Source organism: Kitasatospora sp. NPDC057015 (assembly GCF_042673745.1).
Taxonomy (GTDB): Bacteria; Actinomycetota; Actinomycetes; order Streptomycetales; family Streptomycetaceae; genus Kitasatospora.
The window spans coordinates 26,847-43,656 of the sequence record NZ_JBHUSG010000006.1 but is presented as its reverse complement, the minus strand read 5'-3'; the positions used below and the strand labels follow the sequence as shown (position 1 = coordinate 43,656).

The window sequence follows — 16,810 nt, the reverse complement described above, 5'->3', positions numbered from 1 at the left end:
GGCGCAAGGAGCCTGGGAGCCGGCCGACTCCGTGAATGCCCGTGGAAATGGCGCCTGACCAGCCGTGAGGGGCGATTATGAACACTGTGTGTCGATTCCCATGGCACGGGTTCCGGTTGTGTCCGTGTTCGCCACGTGACATATCACCCCGGAATTCGCCCGCATTCCCTTCGTGCGCCGAGGTCGCCGCGGCGCGACGGTGACCGGGACGGTCCCGTCGGGCGTCGCACGGTTCGACGGCGCGCGACGCCGGTCGCCACGGGCGGGCTGGCGCGAGTTCGGCGAGCATGGGTGGCGGGTCGGGGACCGGGAGTCGGCGTGGAGGTGGCGATGAGAGTCGTGTTCGTGCACGGGGCGGCGTGCGGGACGGGGCGTGGTGGTGGCACCGCACCGCCGAACTCCTGCGGGAGCGTGGGGTGTCGAGTGCGGCCCCGGCGCTCCCGAGCTGCGGGGAGGCGGGCCTGCCCGGCGGTGTCGACGGTCCCGGGCTGCCCGAGGACGTCGCGGCGGTGCGGCAGGTGCTGCAGGCCGGTGCGGAGCCGACCGTCGTGGTCGCCCACAGCTACGGCGGGATCGTCACCGCGGAGGCCGCCGCGGGCATCGGATCGGTGCGCCACCTGCTGCTGGTCTCCAGCTACCTGCCCGAGGTCGGGCAGAGCCTGTCGGAGTTCGGGGACGGCGGCCCCGCCCCCTTCCTCGACGTCGACCCCGGGGCGGGCACGTTCGAGGTCCGCCCCGAACTGCTGGTGGACACCTTCCTGCAGGACTGCGACGCCGAGATCCAGGCGCAGGCCGCCGACCACCTGGCCCGGCAGAGCGTACGGGTGACCGGGCAGCCGGTCGGGGCGGCCGCCTGGCAGGAGGTGCCCACGACCTACCTCGTCTGCGCGCAGGACCGGGGCACCCCGGCGCGGTTGCAGCGCGAGTTCGCCCGCCGGGCCGGCGCCGTCGTCGAGCTCGACGCCGGCCACCACCCGTTCCTCTCCCGCCCGGCAGCGGTCCGGGACCTGCTGCTGAGCCTGTGACGGCAGCCGCGGACCAGCTCGCGACGTAGGGGCGGGGGCGTGGGCGGACGACCCCGCGGTGCAGGCCCGCGCGGGGCAGGTCCGGATGCCGTGGCGCCGGCGACGGCTCCGGGGGCAGCGCACGGAGCATCTCCACGGAGCGCCGCAGCAGCCGGGTACGCGCCTGCGCCTGTGTGCTCGCCGTTCCGTCCGCATAGGATGCCCGGATCGAGCGAGAGAGGGGGCTCCGGTGGGAGAAGTAGCGGGTGCGCGGGAGGAGTTGGACGGCACGCCACGCACGTACGCCCCCAGCTGCCGGGGCGGGGGCGAGCCGGCCGTCTCGCAGCCGACGTCGTACCGGCTGACCCACTACGCCGACCCCGGCCGGTAGCCGCTGTGACCCGCGTTTCCGCCGGGCGTCCAGCCTGGTTCCGCACGCCCACCGGCACTCCGAGGGTGGATCACGATCGTTCGGAGGAACGCCCGTGACCGTCGCCGCCTCCGATCGGGCCGACGAGACCCGGGCCGCCGCGGACCGGCGGCCACTGGGCGCCCTGCTGGTCGCGAACCTCGCCTCGATCACCGGCAACGCCCTCGCCGGCATCGGTGTGCCGTGGTTCGTCCTGCAGACCACCGGCAGCGCCTCCCGGGCCGGTCTGGTGGCCTTCTGCGGGATGCTGCCGCTGGCCGTGGCGGCCCTCGCCGGCGGACCGGTGATCGACCGGATCGGACGCCTGCGCGCGTCGGTGCTGTCGGACCTGGTGTGCGGGACGGCCATCGGGCTGATCCCGCTCCTCCAATGGGCAGGCGTCCTGCAGTTCTGGCAGCTGTGCGTCCTCATGGCGGTCAACGGGCTCTTCCAGGCGCCGGGGGAGACCGCGCGCCAGGTGCTCACACCCGATCTCGCCGCCCACGCCGGCGTCCCGCTCGCCCGGGCCATGAGCCTGTACACGAGTGCGTCCCGTGGGGCCCGGCTGCTCGGGGCCTCGGCCGCCGGCGTACTGATCGCACTGTTCGGAGCCGGGCCGGTCCTGCTCCTGGACACGGCGACCTTCGGCGTCTCGGCGCTGCTGGTCGCCCTCGGCGTCCGGCGCGTCCCGGCCGCCGCCCCCCGACGGGCCGGGCCCCCGGTGAGCCTGCGCGGCTACCGCGACGAACTTCGCGAAGGCCTGGTCTTCCTGCTCCGTCAGCGGCTGCTGCTCGCCATCACCTTGGTGCTCATGGTCACCAACGGTCTGGACCAGGGCTGGAGCGCCGTCCTGCTGCCCGTGCACGCCAGGCGCGACCTCGGCGGATCGATCGATCTGGGCCTGCTCGCCGGCCTCTTCGCGGCCGGGGCGCTCGGCGGCTCGCTGCTGCACGCGGCGCTGGGGGCCCGGCTTCCCCGCTGGTCGCTGTACGCCTGCTGTCTCCTGGTCAGCGGAGGCCCGCGGATGCTGGTCGCGGCGTTCGCGCCCGGCCTGCTGCCGCTGGGAGTCACGCTGGCCGTCGCCGGGGTCGCCGCCGGCATCCTCAACCCGATCGTCTCGACCGTGCTGTACGAGCTCGTGCCCGACGCCCTGCGCAGCCGGGTGACGGGCGTCCTGGCGGCGGGAGTGCTGCTGGCGACCCCGCTCGGCGGCCTCGTCTGCGGCTACCTGGTGGACCGGGCCGGGCTGACGACGACCCTCGTGCTCGTCGGCGGGGCGTACCTGCTGGTGACGCTCTGCCCGCTGGCCTTCCCCGTGTGGCGCCGGATGGACGCGGGTTAGGGCCTGTCCGGCGTCGCGCGCCCGGCGGGAATTGTCAGACACGGCCTAGCGGTTCATCCCCGTCCGCAGCGATCGAGTGCGGCTCGGACCAGGTCGAGCCCCGCCACCCTCCAGTGGTCCCGGTCGGGCAGCTGGTCGTCCCGGCGCCAGCGCCAGGCCGAGAACATCGCCCAGTCCACGGCCCGGCACCGGTGGACCAGCTCGTGGTCGGCCCCCGCGTAGTGCCGCGCGACGTCCTCGGGTGCGTGGGCCAGGTCGAACTCGACCGGTCCTCGGCAGCACGTGGCGAGGTCGATGAAGAGCGGACCTCGTCCCGTGTGGAGGAGGTTGTCCTGATGCGGCTCGCCGTGCAGCAACTGGTCGCCGGCTGTGTCGGCGCCGATCGCGGCGCCCAGCTCACCGAGCGTGGTGCTGAGGAGTCGCCGGTCGGATTCGGCCAGCTCGGGCGACCGCTCCCGGTCGTTCACCACCCTCAGCGCCCCGGCGACCCGGTCGGTGAAGTGCGGTGCCGCCAGATCGGTCGGATCGATCCGGCGCAGGGCGGCATGGTGTCGCATCAGCGCGTCCGCGTAGTCGGCCGGCGCGATCCCCGGTCCCACGGGTTCGTAGTAGGTCCAGAACGAGACGGCGAAGCCGTCCCGTACATGGACCCGGGGTTCGACCCTGGGGTCGAGCTCGGCCACCGGAGCGCCGACCCGGGCGAGCCGGCGGGCGACCTCCACTTCGAACGCGGCGTCGGCCCGATCCCCCGAGGGTGCGACCCGAGCCAGGACATCGCAGGGGAGCAGGCGCAGCGCGACCCGGTCCGAGTCGTGGATGACGACCACGTCGTCGACCTGAAGGCCGAGCTCGGAAGCGGTCACCCGCCCTGCCTCGACTGCGCGCCGGAGATCCGATGGCTCCATTCCGTCCGTCCTCCCTCTTGGTTGGTGCACAGGAACTGGTTGGTGCACAGGAACGTCCGGGGGTACGACGCCCCGGTTGCCTTCGCGAACGGCATTCGGTGCACTGCGGGCGACGACCTCGGCCGGCAGGGCGCCCCACCGCTCAGGGGGACGGGGCCGCCGTCCCGGTGGCGGTGCGGCCGACGATGTCGACGGCTCGGGGGAGGCTGACCCGGTCCGGGCCGGCGTCGGTGCGGGTGGTGGCCTGGCAGATGAGGGAGTTGATCGCGTGGTGGACCAGCAGGTAGGCCCAGATCTCCTGGTGGACCAAGTCCGGGACGGTGGACCGCAGTACCGTCCCCGCCTCCTGCGGGAGGCTCCCGGGTCCCCTGCCCGTGGTCGCGTCCTCCAGGCGTCGCCGGTAGGCGCCGGCGAGCTCGGCGGCGGTCAGACGACCGGGGTCGGTGATGTTGGTGATCAGGCGGATCTGCTCCGGCCCCTCGTGGTCGGGGACGTCGTACTCCACGACCCGCACCACATGGGCCGCGGCCGGGTCCGGCTTCGACCCCGACCTTGCTTCGTCCAGCAGTTCCTCGCGCTCGCGGCCGCGGATCGCGGGGTCGACCAGCGCGGAGAGGTACGAGCCGTCGGAGAGGACCTCCAGGATCGGCAGCGACAGTCTCGCGGGGGCGCGCCAGCACAGTGCCGCCCCCGTCCGGGTGGCGGCACTGAACGTGGCGAAGCTGTACAGACCGCGATCGGCCAGCAGGAGCCAGTCGTCGGAGATCGAGATCAACAGCGAGGTGGCCATCTTCGTCCTACTGCGGGTCCACGGGCCGACCTCGGCGTCCACGAACGCGTGGGAGCCGCACTCGACCACGGTCACCACCCGGGCCCTGGGGCGCGCGGAGCGGGCGCGGCCGTTGTTCGGGTAGCCGAACTCGGCGCCGTTCTGCGGTGAGTCGGGCACGTCGAGACCGAAGGCGTCGAGGGCCATCAGCCGCCACTGCCGCAGCCACGCGCCCCGGGTCCCGGCGGTGGCGACGGGGCGGCCGGCGACCCGGTAGAACGTCTCACGCAGCAGATCGCGGCCCAGCCGCTCGCGTGCGTGGGCGATCGCCGAGGACGTCGCCGGCTCCCACGCCGTGTCCCGGTCGCCGAACTCGGAGAGTGCCCCGATGACCTTCCGTGCGACCTCCTCGGCTCCGTCATCGGGGAACAGGCACAGTGCCATCGTCAGGTAGGCGGTCACGTGCGGAGGGAGCCTCCCCCCGGGAGGTCGCTCGTCCACCCCGCACACCTCGGTGGCCTCGTCGACCATGGACCGCGGCACCGCGGCGAGCAGGGCCCCCGGCGACAGTCGGTCCGGCCACGCAACCGGCCCACCCGTTTCCACCGCACCCTGATCCATGCGACCACCGTAGCCGTCGGCCCGAAACGGTTTTCGGCGACGAGATCGGCAAGCCGGGCGGCGCCATGGGGACCCGGTCAGGTCGAGCTCACCGTCCACCGGATCCTTCCGCCGACAATTCAGGGTGACATGTCGGTTTTGCGCATATTCATATGAGAGGCTTCCGTTGTCGGGCGGGCTGTGACGACGCACAGTCGCGCCGATCCGATCCACGGCCGGGGAGCCGTCGCCGCCGACGAAGGACGACACAGTGCAGGATGACGTGGTGGTGGCGGTTCGGGCCGGGCAGGTGGGTCGCCGGCTCACATGGCCGTGGTTCCTGGTCGTGGTCGTGGTCTACGCGGGCATCATCCAGGGCCTGGGCCGGCTGATCGGTGTGGACACCGGCTACTCCGACAGTCAGTTCCCGACCACCGAGTCGCTGGTGCGCAACGCGCTGATCCCGATCGGGGCCTCGATCGTCTTCGCCGCCGGCGTGGTGACCTGGCTGGGCTGGTGGGGAGAGGTGCTGCGCTACCGCGTGCCCGTGCGGCGCTGGGTGCGCTGGGTGCCGATCTCGATGCTCGCCGTCGCCCTGGTCGGCCTGAACTACGGTCACCTCGCCGACCAGAGCGCCTCGCTGGTGGTGTGCCTGCTGCTGCTCGGACTCTTCGTCGGCGTCGGCGAGGAGCTCATGTTCCGCGGCATCGGCGTCCACGTCTTCAGCCGGGCCGGCTTCAGCGAGGGCAGGGTCGCCCTGTACTCCTCGCTGATCTTCGGACTGGTCCACGTCAGCAACGCCTTCGGCCAGGGAGCCCAGGCCCTGTTGCAGGCCCTGATCGTCTCCACCTCGGGCTACTTCTTCTACCTGTGCCTGCGCGTGGCCGGGGTCATCCTGCTGCCGATGCTCGTCCACGGCCTCTGGGACACCAGCCTGATCTCCAATCTGGTGGGCGACAAGCCCGCGGTCTCCGTCGGCATGCTCCTCGCCGTCCTGCTCCAGGTCACCCTGATCGTCGTGCTGATCGCCAAACGCCACAGCATCGAGCCCGCCCGACCGACGGAGGCCGCACGGCCCCCGCAGGCCGGCGTCTAGGACGGTCGCCGAGGACTCCCGGACGGCGGGCCACCCGGCCGCACGCCTGCTGCCGTAAGGATGACCGCTGGCATGTCTACGGCCTGATCGGTCCGACGGTGTGCGTCCCTGAGGCTGAGGACCCGGACCCGCCGGGTCCCTCCCCGATCGAAAGGAAGCCTCTCGTGCGTATGCGCATGACGGCAGTCCTGGCCGCCACGACCACCACCGCGGCCCTCGCCCTCACCTTCGCCCCCGGCGCCACCGCGCTCACCGGCACCGACGGGAGGGTCTGGGACAGGCTCCACGCCGTCGGCCTGACCGACGACCAGCGCCTGGTCGACTTCCCCGTCAGCCACCCCGACCACGTCCACGTCATCGGCGGCATCTCGGGCCTCGTCGGCGACGGCCGCCTGGTCGGCATCGACTACCGCGTCCAGAACGGCGCGCTGTACGGAGTCGGTGACCAGGGCGGCATCTACACCCTCGACGACACCAGCGGCTGCGCCACCAAGGTCTCCCAGCTGACCGTCGCGCTCCAGGGCAGCTACTTCGGCGTCGACTTCAACCCCGCCGCGAACCGCCTGCGCGTCATCTCCGACACCGGCCAGAACCTGCGGCACAACATCGACGACCCGGCCGGCACCCCGGCCGCCGGCACCACGGTCGCCGACGGCACCCTGACCAACCCGGCGGTGCCGCCCGCCACCACCGGCACCACCGCCCTCGGCGTCACCGGCGCCGCCTACACCAACAACGACCTCGACACGGCCACCGCCACCACCCTGTTCGACCTCGACACCACCAACGACCGGATCTCCCTGCAGTCGCCCGCCAACAGCGGCACGCTCGCCCCCACCGGCAAGCTCGGCGTCGACACCGGCCCGGACGTCGGACTCGACATCTACTACTCCGCCAAGGAGGGCCGGAACTACGGCTACGCCGCGCTCGACGCGGGGGGCGCGAGGGGCCTGTACCGGGTGGACGTGCTGACCGGGCGCGCCACCGGCCTCGGAGCCTTCCCCGACACCGCGCACGTCACCGACCTCGCCCTGCCGCTCGCCCAGGACTGACCCTCTTCGTCACGCTCCGACAGCAGCAGAGCGGGAGCCGCCCGCCTTGACCAGACCGGACGGCGGCCCCCGCCATTGCGCCCGGCATGACCTCGAAACCCTGCCGCGCGCACCCCGTATTCGCCTTCACCGCGCCACCGGACTGCCCGTGTCACCCGAACGGGTCAATCCCGCCCCGCACACCGGGCTGCCGACCCCCGCCCCCGCCCCGCCGGCGGCCGCGCACCGTTCGGCCCCGCACCCACGTACGCCGGCGCCGGGCGCCCGGCTCGCCGAGCCCCAGGACGTCGCCCGACGCGCCGGGACTTCGCCTTCCCGCAGGGACGGGGACACCGGTACCGATGGGTCCACACGAAGCGCTTCCAGCTGCCGTCCGAGGCAGGAGACGACCGGGACCTGCTGACCGCCCTGCTCGCGCATCCGGAGTTCCTCGGGGGTCTCCCGGAGGACGCGCGGCACGACTACGGTCCGATCCACACCGAGTTCCACGAACTCGTCCTCGTCGACCGCCGCACCCGGAGGTGTCCGCGCGCTGCCCGCCGCCCTCGGCGTCCGGGCTACTGAGGCGCGAGGCGAGCGCAGGCTCCGACAGACACCGGCCCTGGGCCCCGGCCGGCGCACGGCGGCGGTAGGGGACCAGGGCCGGTGTCGGGCCCGGCCGTTAGGTGGGAGGCGTTCTCCCGGACGGCGCGGGCCGGAGGTCACGCGGCTGTGTGTCCGGGTGCTACTCCCGGGCGAGCATGGCCTGGGCCTCGGTTTCGAGGTCGATGTACGGTTCGCCGCTGACGTCGACGGCGACGCGGTGGAGGGTGGCGCCCGTGAACGTCCAGGGGGCGGTGCCGGGGTAGCGGTCGGTGACGGCCTCGCCGGAGTCGCGGCCGACCGTGAGGCCTTCGCCGGCGAGGGTGAAGCGGCCGGGCTGGGTCTTGATGCGGCCCTCGCCGACCTTGTGGTCGCCGTGGTAGAGACTGAGGATGCCGGTGGCGACGCCGGGCGAGGTCTCGCCGTCCTTCTCGAAACTGGCGGCGAGGATGAGCTTCTCGCCGGTCGGGAGCTCCTCGGTGGCGGCGATCAACTGGTGGTCGGTGCCGAGGAAGTTGTAGACGTAGTGCAGGCGGTCGTCGCGTACGAAGAGGGTGTGTCCGCCGAAGCGGCCGCCGTGGGCGAACAGCACGCCGGAGGCGCCCGGCCCGGGGATGTCCACGAGGGCGCCGACGGTGTAGGAGCGGTTGCGGATGTTGACGGCGACGGCCTCGGGGACTTCGGAGCCGCCCGGCCGGTAGGTGTAGCGGCTGCGGTGCGGGGTGAGCCGTGGGCGCGGGGTGGAGAGGATCTCCAGGGCGGAGCGGTCGTCCAGCGGCAGGGCCTGGTTGACGCCGGCCTCGTAGAACCACAGGCCGACCAGTTCGGTGAGGCGCTGCGGTTCCCGCCGGGCGAGGTCGTGGAGTTCGGAGCGGTCCTCGTCGGTGTGGTAGAGCTCCCAGGTGTCCTGGCCGTAGTTGCCCCAGCCGCTGATCGCGGGGTGGGTGGTGACGGCCTTCCAACCCTGGTGCCAGATGCCGCGGGTGCCGAGCATCGAGTAGAACTGCGTCGTGCGGGCGGAGGGCACCGCGGGTGCGTCGAAGGAGTAGCGCATGCTGACGCCCTGCAGCGGGACCTGGACGTGCCCGCGGACGGACTCGGGCATGTCCAGCCCGATGCAGTCCAGGACGGTGGGGACGATGTCGACGGCGTGGTGGTACTGGGTGCGGACCTCGCCGCGGGAGGCGATGCCGGCCGGCCAGGAGACGATGCACGGGTCGCAGGTGCCGCCGTTGAAGGAGTACCGCTTCCACATCTTGAACGGCGTGTTGAAGGCCATCGCCCAGCCGTTGGGGTAGTGGCCGTACGTCTCGACCCCGCCGATCTTGTCGATCATGGCCAGGTTGTCGTCGATGTCGTCCGCGACGTTGTTGAAGAACTTGTTCTCGTTGACCGAGCCGTTCGGGCCGCCCTCGCCGGACGCACCGTTGTCGGAGACCACGACGAAGATCGTGTTGTGGAGCTGGCCGATGTCCTCCAGGTAGGCCATCAGGCGGCCGACCTGGTCGTCGCAGTGCGACAGGAACCCGGCGTACGCCTCGGCCATCCGGGCGAACAGGCGCCGCTCGTCCGCGCTCAGCTCCGCCCAGGGGCGGGTGAAGTCCAGGGCGGGGAAGGGCTCCCCGCCCGGCCCGGTACGGGTGTCCGGGGTGCCGATCGGGTTCAGCGGCGGCAGTTGCGTGTTCTCCGGCACCAGGCCCAGCTGTTTCTGGCGGGTCAGGATCTCCTCGCGCATCGCCTCGTACCCCGCGTCGAAGCGGCCCCGGTAGCGGTCGATCCACTCCTTCGGCGCCTGGTGCGGGGCGTGCGCGCAGCCCGGTGCGTAGTAGAGGAAGACCGGTCGCTCGGGGGCGATGGCCTTGACGTCGTCGAAGTACTGGATCGCCTTGTCGGTGATGTCGACGCCGAAGTGGTAGCCCTCCTCGGGGGTGGCGGGCTGTTCGACGGGGTGGTTGTCGTGGACGAGGTCCGGGTAGTACTGGCTGGTCTCGGCACCGAGGAAGCCGTAGAAGCGTTCGAAGCCGCGGCCGAGCGGCCAGTCGCGGCGGGTGGAGGCGAGGTTCATCTCGTCCTCCGGGCACAGGTGCCACTTGCCGGTGATGGCGGTGCTCCAGCCGCGTTCGACCAGCACTTCGGCGAGGGTCGCGCACTCGGGCGGGATGTGGCTGTTGGCGTTCGGGAAGCCGATCGCGGCCTCGCTGATGCACGCCATGCCGTTGGTGGTGTGGTTGCGGCCGGTCAGCAGCGCGGAGCGGGTCGGGGAGCACAGCGCGGTGGTGTGCCACTGGGAGTAGCGCAGGCCCTCCGAGGCGAGCCGGTCGATGTTGGGGGTCTCGATCGGCCCGCCGTAGCAGCTCATCGCGCCGAAACCGACGTCGTCCAGCACGACGTACACCACGTTCGGCGCCCCCTCGGGGGCCTTCGGCTGCTCGTAGGCGGACCAGTCCGGGACGGAGTCACGGACGTCGAGGTTGACCACACCGCGGAATGTCGAAGCCACGGGTCCCGCCTTCCATCGGTACGCCCGCACCACGGACCGGCACGGGCTCCTGACACCCATGCTTGACCGGCATCCTTCGGCGGTGCGGGCGGCACGCAGGGGGCATGGGCCGATCGGGTGACCGGGCCGGAGCGGCTGCCGCCGCCCCACTGACCGCGGGTCAGCGCACCACGCAGCGGAAGCCCAGGTGGCAGGTCGCCGTGTCCTCGCTCTGCCCCTGTCGGGCCGCGGGTCGGTAGCGCAGGCAGTAGTTGGGTGCGCACAGGTGCGAGCCGCCCTTGATCACCCGCCGCGGGAAGCGCTCCGCGGGAGGGGTGCCGGAGCCGTCCGCGGGCGGAGCGTCCACGCGGGGGTTGCGCGGGGTGCAGCAGGCGCTCGGCGCGGGGTCGCGATGGCGGGTGGTCCAGTGGTCGGCGGTCCACTCCCAGACGTTGCCGGCCATGTCGTACAGGCCGTAGCCGTTGGGCGGGTAGCTGCCGACCGGGGTGGTGCCGGGGCCGGGGTCGGTCCGCCCGGCGGCCAGGTACTCCCAGGGGAAGCGGCCGTGCCAGGTGTTCGCCATCCGGCGGCCCTTCGGCATGAGCTCGTCGCCCCACGGGAAGACGGCCGCGGGCAGGCCGCCGCGGGCCGCGAACTCCCACTCGGCCTCGGTCGGCAGCTCCTTGCCCGCCCAGCCGGCGTACGCGAGGGCGTCCTCGTACGCGACCTGGGAGACGGGGTGCCGCTCGCGCCCGTGCACGGTGCTGCCCGCGCCCTGCGGACGGCGCCAGGAGGCCCCCTCGGCGTAACTCCACCACCGGCGCCAGTCGTCCAGGTCGACCGGACCGGAGGTCATCCGGAAGACCAGCGCACCGGGCACCAGGTCGGCCGGCCCCGCCCCGGGGTAGTCCGCCGGGTCGAGCGGGCGCTCGGCCACCGTCAGGTAGCCCGTCGCCTTCACGAAGCGGCGGAACTCGGCCACGGTGACGGGGTGTTCGTCCGCCCAGAAGCCGTCCACCACCACCGGGTGCACCGGGCGCTCCTCCGGGTAGAAGCCCTCCGAGCCCATCAGGAAGGAACCCCCGGGCACCCAGACCATCCCCCGGGCCGGCGCCGAGAGCGGATGCTGCGCAGTCGTCGTCACGGCACCGACGGTGCACCACCCGGCGCCGATCCACCCCGTCGACACGCCCGGATGAACAAGTCGGCCCGAAGGTTTGGGTGTCGTCGCCGTCGCCGTCGCCGTCGGCGTCCGGTCGCGGACCGGGCACACGGCGACGTACCCGGGTGAGTACCGGATCAGGGAGCGGTGCATCACCGAGAGCGACTGGGAGCCGTTCCCGGAGGCCGGCGAGTTCGTCGCCCCCTGTTCGGACGTCGAGTACCACTGATCGACGGACGGGGTCGATCGACCCGGCGCGTGCCCCCGCCGGACGATCGGGACCCCGGCCGCGCGGCACGGCCCGGCGCCCGGCGCCGCCCCACTGGGTGGGCCCGGCGTGCGGCTCCCGGACACCGCCGTGATGCCGCCGATTAGGTGCGGCGTGCTACACCTGAAGTAATCAAAGGGGTACTTTGCACCAACTGAAGCTCGGCATCATGGCGCAGTCACGCAAGGAGAACGAGCACCGACTGCCGATCCACCCCGCGCACTTCGAGCGGATCGACCCCGACCTTCGCGCACGCATCCACCTGGAGCAGGGGTACGGAGAGCGTTTCGGTGTCTCCGACGAGCAACTCGCCCCTCTTGTCGCAGGGTTGCTCCCGCGAGAGGAGATCATCGCCCGGTGCGACGTCGTCCTGCTGGCCAAGCCGATGCAGGCGGACGTCGCCGAGTTGCGCGAGGGGCAGGTCCTGTGGGGCTGGCCGCACTGCGTTCAGGACAGGACGATCACCCAGACGGCCATCGACCGCAGGCTGACGTTCATCGCCTTCGAGGCGATGAACCACTGGACCAGCGACGGCTCGTTCAACCTGCACGTCTTCCACAAGAACAACGAACTGGCCGGGTACTCCTCGGTGCTGCACGCCATGCAACTGCGCGGATCGACCGGAGACTACGGCCGGCGGTTGCGGGCGGTCGTGATCGGCTTCGGCGCGACGGCCCGAGGGGCCGTGACGGCCCTGAACTCCATCGGCGTGCACAACGTCGACGTGCTGACGGCGCGCGGCGTCGCCGCGGTCAGCTCACCGATCCACTCCGCCCGGATCGTCCAGTACGACCACGACGAGGCGGACGACACCTCCGACCCCCGCCGCAGCCACGCACACACCGAGGAGGGCCGGATTCCCCTGGCGGAGTTCCTCTCCGGGCACGACGTCATCGTCAACTGCGTCCTTCAGGACACCGGGGCGCCGCTGACCTTCCTGATCGACGAGGACCTCGACACCCTGGCCCCGGGAACCCTCGTCATCGACGTCTCCTGCGACGAGGGCATGGGATTCAGCTGGGCCCGACCGACCACCTTCACCGAGCCGATGTTCACCGTCGGTGACAACGTGCACTACTACGGTGTCGACCACAGTCCCTCCTACCTGTGGAACTCGGCCACCTGGGAGAACAGCGAGGCGCTGATCCCGCACCTGCGCGCGGTCCTTGACGGCCCCGCCAGCTGGGAGTCCGACGAGACCGTCCGGCGCGCCATCGAGATACGCGCGGGTGTCATCCAGAACCCGGCCGTGCTGGCCTTTCAACGCCGCTCCCCGGACTACCCCCACCCCGAGGAGCAGTAGCCGCACTCCGCCGGCCGTCCCATCCTGCGACCGGCAGTGCCGGCCGGCTCCGACCGCTCAGCGGTCGGAGCCCACCGGTACCGCCACCGGATCGAGAACGCCACCGACGCCGAGACCTGCCGGGTGCGCCGTCCGATCCCGGGGTGCCCTTCCCGCGCCGGCCGATGAGGGAGCGGTGAGCGCCGTCAGAAGCGCTTGCCGGTCCTGGCGAGGGTCTTCAGCTCGCCGGTGGCGTACTTGGCCACCGCTTCCGCGACCATCTCCAACTCCCGGGGGCCCCGGGCGCCCGGGCCGGGACCGCCGGTGGAGTCCCGCAGGCAGGCCGACAGGACCAGGTTGCTACTGCGGGTCATCACGCAGGTGGACACCTCGAACTCGCCCGAGTACTCCCGGTAGCGGACGGCCGCGTCGCCGATGCGCTTCACCGACTCGATCTCGGTGGGCCGTACCGTGCCCACGGACGGGGGCCCGCTCACGATCTCCCGGGAGCGCTGATAGGCGGCGCGGGCCTCCTCGACGGTCTTGTAGACCCAGACCTGGGTGAAAAGGCTCCCGCGCCCGCTCCCGCTGCGCCCGAACCGGGAGCTGCACTCCCGGTAGTCGTGGCCCTCGTGCTCTCCCGGGTATCCGACGTGGTCCTCCGCCGGCTCGTTCAGCTGGCCGAAGAGTTCGTCGAACATCGTGATGTCCTGGTCCGGGCAGATCCGGTTGGGATCCTGGTAGTCGCCCGGGCCGGTGGCCCGGTCCGCGGAGGAGGCGTCGGAGCCGCATCCGGCGATCAGGAGGCCGGCCAGCGCGAGGCCTGCGGCGTGCACGAGGGGGCGCAACTGCACGGGCACGATCCCTTCGAAGTCGAACAGGTGAACTGCATTGGCCGGAAACCGAACTGGCGATCCGTCAGTTCACCGGTAGATCCCCAGCGTTGCACGACGGGTGGCTGCGCACAGGTGGATTCACGAACCCGCGCGAGACCGGCCGGCCGAAGGGGGCGGAGGTTCCGTCCCGGGCGTCCCGCTCGGCTCTCGGGCCCCAGGTCGCGTCCCCGCAGAGGTTGATCTAGGCCATGACCTGACCTAGATCGCTCCTATCGTTTCTCCTGTCGACAGGACAGCACCTCACGAAGGCGGAGAAGACCATGACCGAGTCCACCACCCCCACCCTGACCCCGACCCTCACCGGCGAGCGCGCTGACCTGCTGGAGCAGCTCGGCAAGGCGCGGTTCTTCCTGCGCTTCACGGCGAACGAGCTCACCGACGCGCAGGCCGCCGAGCGCTCCACCGTCAGCGAGCTCTGTGTGGGCGGCCTGATCAAGCACGTCACCGGCGTCGAGCAGGCCTGGGTCGGGTTCATCCTCGAAGGCCCGTCCGCGATGCCGGACTTCACGGCCATGACCGAGGAGGACTTCGCCCACCGCCGGGACGGTTTCAGGCTGCTGCCCGGCGAGACCCTGCCGGGAGTGCTGGCCGACTACGCCGAGGTGGCCCGCCGCACGGACGACTTGGTCGCCACCCTGCCGGACCTGGACGCCGCCCACCCCCTGCCGAAGGCGCCCTGGTTCGACGCCGACGCCCGGTGGTCCGCCCGCCGCGTCCTGCTCCACATCATCGCCGAGACCGCCCAGCACGCCGGTCACGCCGACATCATCCGCGAGGCCCTGGACGGCGCCAAGAGCATGGGCTGACACACCCCGGGCGGTCCCGAGGCAGCGCCGGACCGGGGCGGACCGGGCCGGCCATCTCGTGGGCCGAGTGCGGTCCGCCCCCGCCGGCGGGTCGTCGGGCCCACCGACGGGGGCTCGCCACGGCGAGGGGGAATCCGCGGGGCCGGGAGGTGGTACTCCCGGGTCGCCGTGGTGGCATCGCGGGGTGAGCGGTGGAGGGAGGCGGACCCGGCGAACGGGGGAGCGGCGCCTTTCGGCCGATGGGCGCTCGGCCGGGTGTGGTTCTCGGCCCCCCGAGCCTGCCGGCTACCGGCCGGCCACGTCGTTGGCCGCGGCTTCGATCAGGTCGGTCACCGCACCGGGCTGGGAAGCCAGGGAGGCGTGCGAGGCGTCGAGCTCGATGGTCTTACGGGGGCTCATCCGCTCGGCCATGCGGCGTTCGTTGTCCGGGTGGATCATGCGGTCCTGGGTGGACACCTGGTACCAGGACGGCTTCCTGCGCCACGCCGGGTCGGTCACCGTGTCACCGAAGGTCGAGGCGAGCGGGGCCTTCTGCGTCACGGCCATGACCAGGGCCTCGTCGGCTGTGAGGTCCTGCGCGAAGCTCTCCTGGAAGCGGTCCTGCTTGATCCAGAGGTATCCGTCCGAGTCGGGCGCGAGGTTCGCGAACGCCGCCGGCGGGTTCTGCTCGCTGATCTGTCCGGGGCTCTCCCCGCTGTCCGGGGCGAACGCCGCGACGTAGACCAGGGCCGCCACGTTGGGCAGGTCACCGGCCTCGGTGATGACCGCGCCGCCGTAGGAGTGCCCGACGAGCACGACCGGTCCGTCGACCTGGCGGATCATCTTGCGGGTGCGCTCGGCGTCGTCCGCGAGGGAGGTCAGCGGATTCTCGACGGCGTGAAGGTCATGGAAACCGCGGCGGTGGAGTTCGGTGACGACCTTGGACCAGTGGGCGGCGCCGCCCCAGAAGCCGTGGACGAGGACGATGGAGGGCTTGTCGGCCATGAGGAACCTTCCTATTGAGACGGGTGGCGAGAGGGATGTCCGACTGCTCCGCCCACGTTAGGCAGCCTTCCGCACCTCGCCGCCGCGGCGCGCCCGGTCCGTCCGTCTTCTCGACCCTCCGCCGCGCCGAACGCGACGACCCGGAGCCGGCCGCCGTCCCGATAGTCCGGATCGCGACGAAGGTGTTGTCCGCGTTGTCGAGCCCGCTGAGCAGCGCGCGTATGGCGGCTTCGGACGGGTCGTCGACACGTACGAGGTTCTCGATCTCGGCGTAGGAGAAGTCGGCGGCCACGTGCCCCTCCCGGCGTGGTGCTCGGCAGGTCTGTCGGGCGCAGCCTGACATGTCGGGCCGACAGGGCGGCTGCCGAGGGCCGGGTCCAGATGTACGGCTCGACCACCGTGTTCGAGTTGGTTACAGCCGGCAGCGTCACTGTTCGTGGTCACCGTGGTGGATCAGCTCCGGTTCGCAGGTCTCGGTGACGAGGTGAGCGGTGATCTTGCTTGCTTCTTCCGGACTCTGAGATCACGTCCAGAAGAAGAAGCGGTCGAACCAACTCCTGGCGTGAGAGCGGAGGTTCATGACGCCGTCGTAGTCGGCCCAGGCCAGGTGCTCGGGGACGGTGATGTAGCCGAGCCCGGTGAGTACTTCGGTGATGCGTCCGTGGTCGGTGGAATCGAACGGGTAGTCCGTCTCCTCCTGGTCGTAGCTCACGGGGTTGCCAAGGGTGACGGTGGCGAGGTCGCCGAAGTTGCTCACGATGACCGTGATGAAGTCGGCACTGACGGTCGCATTGACCGGGATGATGATCCATCCGTGGTAGCTGGTCTCCGGGGCGTCGCGCTCGACCTTGCTGACGCAGGAGAACAACGTGTCGATGTCGGCGACGAGTTGGTCGAATCGTCTCCGCGTGGCGGCGTGATCGTAGCCGGCGGGGAATTCGGCGCCACCCGAGCGGTCCAGGTCCCGCAGAAGGGCCCAAAGGTGCTGCTCGTCGGTGGTCATGGGGCTTTCCTGCTCGGTCGGGCGGCCGTTGCGTCGGCTGACGTCGGAAGCGTATGGCGTAGGTGGTCCGGTCTCCGGGTGCGGCTCACTGCCACCTGAGTGGGCACGGACGTGGATGCAGAGCATACGTGCGAGTAGGGCAGCCGGGAGCCCGATCCGCCAAGATCCGCC

The 16,810-nt window shown here is 71.7% G+C and carries 15 protein-coding genes; 8 read left to right on the top strand and 7 right to left on the bottom strand.

Features of this window, described 5'->3' with window-relative positions:
* Nucleotides 1-416: 416 nt before the first annotated feature.
* The 3 genes from ACFTWP_RS07935 (at nt 417) to ACFTWP_RS07925 (ending at nt 2,755) form a co-directional block, all read left to right on the top strand.
* On the top strand, nt 417-1,025 hold the full coding sequence (locus ACFTWP_RS07935) for an alpha/beta fold hydrolase (protein ID WP_380263376.1): 609 nt from the start codon (nt 417-419) through the stop codon (nt 1,023-1,025).
* A gap of 229 nt (nt 1,026-1,254) precedes the next feature.
* Nucleotides 1,255-1,395: a hypothetical protein gene (locus tag ACFTWP_RS07930; RefSeq protein ID WP_380263375.1), complete on the top strand. Its 141-nt coding sequence runs from the start codon at nt 1,255-1,257 to the stop codon at nt 1,393-1,395.
* A gap of 94 nt (nt 1,396-1,489) precedes the next feature.
* On the top strand, nt 1,490-2,755 hold the full coding sequence (locus tag ACFTWP_RS07925) for an MFS transporter (RefSeq protein WP_380263374.1): 1,266 nt from the start codon (nt 1,490-1,492) through the stop codon (nt 2,753-2,755).
* Nucleotides 2,756-2,808: 53 nt separating this feature from the next.
* On the opposite strand, the gene ACFTWP_RS07920 is transcribed toward ACFTWP_RS07925, so the two are convergent.
* Entirely contained in the window at nt 2,809-3,660 is an 852-nt protein-coding gene (locus ACFTWP_RS07920; protein WP_380263373.1) for an aminoglycoside phosphotransferase family protein, read from the bottom strand.
* A gap of 142 nt (nt 3,661-3,802) precedes the next feature.
* On the bottom strand, nt 3,803-5,050 hold the full coding sequence (locus ACFTWP_RS07915; RefSeq protein WP_380263372.1) for an IS4 family transposase: 1,248 nt from the start codon (nt 5,048-5,050) through the stop codon (nt 3,803-3,805).
* A 250-nt stretch (nt 5,051-5,300) separates the two neighbouring features.
* Between ACFTWP_RS07915 and ACFTWP_RS07910 the strand changes: the two genes are divergently transcribed.
* Nucleotides 5,301-6,125: a CPBP family intramembrane glutamic endopeptidase gene (locus tag ACFTWP_RS07910; RefSeq protein WP_380263371.1), complete on the top strand. Its 825-nt coding sequence runs from the start codon at nt 5,301-5,303 to the stop codon at nt 6,123-6,125.
* A gap of 170 nt (nt 6,126-6,295) precedes the next feature.
* The gene (locus tag ACFTWP_RS07905; protein WP_380263557.1) at nt 6,296-7,177 is read left to right on the top strand and encodes a DUF4394 domain-containing protein; all 882 of its coding nucleotides are present in this window, start codon (nt 6,296-6,298) and stop codon (nt 7,175-7,177) included.
* A 724-nt stretch (nt 7,178-7,901) separates the two neighbouring features.
* Here ACFTWP_RS07905 and ACFTWP_RS07900 read toward each other — a convergent pair.
* Together ACFTWP_RS07900 and ACFTWP_RS07895 are read right to left on the bottom strand one after the other, a co-directional pair.
* Nucleotides 7,902-10,259, bottom strand: a complete 2,358-nt coding sequence (locus tag ACFTWP_RS07900) for an arylsulfatase (protein ID WP_380263370.1) — start codon at nt 10,257-10,259, stop codon at nt 7,902-7,904.
* Nucleotides 10,260-10,419: 160 nt separating this feature from the next.
* Nucleotides 10,420-11,382, bottom strand: a complete 963-nt coding sequence (locus tag ACFTWP_RS07895; RefSeq protein WP_380263369.1) for a formylglycine-generating enzyme family protein — start codon at nt 11,380-11,382, stop codon at nt 10,420-10,422.
* Nucleotides 11,383-11,455: 73 nt separating this feature from the next.
* Between ACFTWP_RS07895 and ACFTWP_RS07890 the strand changes: the two genes are divergently transcribed.
* Both ACFTWP_RS07890 and ACFTWP_RS07885 read left to right on the top strand, forming a co-directional pair.
* Nucleotides 11,456-11,629, top strand: coding sequence for a hypothetical protein (locus ACFTWP_RS07890; protein WP_380263368.1), 174 nt, complete (start codon nt 11,456-11,458; stop codon nt 11,627-11,629).
* 184 nt (nt 11,630-11,813) lie between these two features.
* On the top strand, nt 11,814-12,971 hold the full coding sequence (locus tag ACFTWP_RS07885) for a N(5)-(carboxyethyl)ornithine synthase (protein WP_380263367.1): 1,158 nt from the start codon (nt 11,814-11,816) through the stop codon (nt 12,969-12,971).
* A gap of 185 nt (nt 12,972-13,156) precedes the next feature.
* Here the strand turns inward: ACFTWP_RS07885 and ACFTWP_RS07880 are convergent, their stop codons facing one another.
* Nucleotides 13,157-13,804, bottom strand: coding sequence for a hypothetical protein (locus ACFTWP_RS07880; protein WP_380263366.1), 648 nt, complete (start codon nt 13,802-13,804; stop codon nt 13,157-13,159).
* Nucleotides 13,805-14,106: 302 nt separating this feature from the next.
* On the opposite strand from ACFTWP_RS07880, the gene ACFTWP_RS07875 reads away from it, so the two are divergent.
* Nucleotides 14,107-14,652, top strand: coding sequence for a DinB family protein (locus ACFTWP_RS07875; protein WP_380263365.1), 546 nt, complete (start codon nt 14,107-14,109; stop codon nt 14,650-14,652).
* A 285-nt stretch (nt 14,653-14,937) separates the two neighbouring features.
* Here the strand turns inward: ACFTWP_RS07875 and ACFTWP_RS07870 are convergent, their stop codons facing one another.
* Together ACFTWP_RS07870 and ACFTWP_RS07865 are read right to left on the bottom strand one after the other, a co-directional pair.
* The gene (locus ACFTWP_RS07870; RefSeq protein ID WP_380263364.1) at nt 14,938-15,636 is read right to left on the bottom strand and encodes an alpha/beta hydrolase; all 699 of its coding nucleotides are present in this window, start codon (nt 15,634-15,636) and stop codon (nt 14,938-14,940) included.
* A 523-nt stretch (nt 15,637-16,159) separates the two neighbouring features.
* Nucleotides 16,160-16,639: a hypothetical protein gene (locus ACFTWP_RS07865; RefSeq protein WP_380263363.1), complete on the bottom strand. Its 480-nt coding sequence runs from the start codon at nt 16,637-16,639 to the stop codon at nt 16,160-16,162.
* Nucleotides 16,640-16,810: the final 171 nt, after the last annotated feature.